Raw genomic sequence first — 401 nt, 5'->3', positions numbered from 1 at the left:
CCTGCTGGCATACAGCAGAATGAAATGCGCCAGCAGATACCGCAAATCTATCAAGCTGCTCCATACCCGCAAGCCCAAAGACAAGAAACAAGAGTTGCGTCACGCCAGGCACAGGCATCTGGTACACGTACCACCACAACGGCGAGTGCCCGAAATTGTCGCAATACGGTCGAAGGCCCTGCTCCCACAGGCGGAAATGCTGTTGCCCATGGCTGGTGTTTGATGGAGATGAACCGACCGCTTGAAGCCGTCAAAAGTTTTGAATCTGCATTGGCCACCGGCTCAGCTCAGGATCGTTCCGATGCAGCCTACGGACAAAGTCTCGCTTATCTTCGCGTAGGTCTAGTTGATAAAGCTGCTGTCTCAGCCATTAAGGCACCGATGAGGAAGGCCCGCCAGAA

1 pseudogene is annotated in these 401 nt (G+C 54.1%); it reads left to right on the top strand.

Annotated elements, in window-relative coordinates:
* Positions 1–24: 24 nt before the first annotated feature.
* Positions 25–401 (top strand): annotated as a pseudogene (locus HBA93_RS19030) (cellulose synthase); the annotation flags it as partial.

Origin of the sequence: Ochrobactrum sp. SFR4 (assembly GCF_019730395.1) — a bacterium.
Lineage (GTDB): Bacteria > Pseudomonadota > Alphaproteobacteria > Rhizobiales > Rhizobiaceae > Pseudochrobactrum.
Note: the sequence above shows the minus strand (reverse complement) of the source record. Positions and strands in the feature narration are given on the sequence as shown.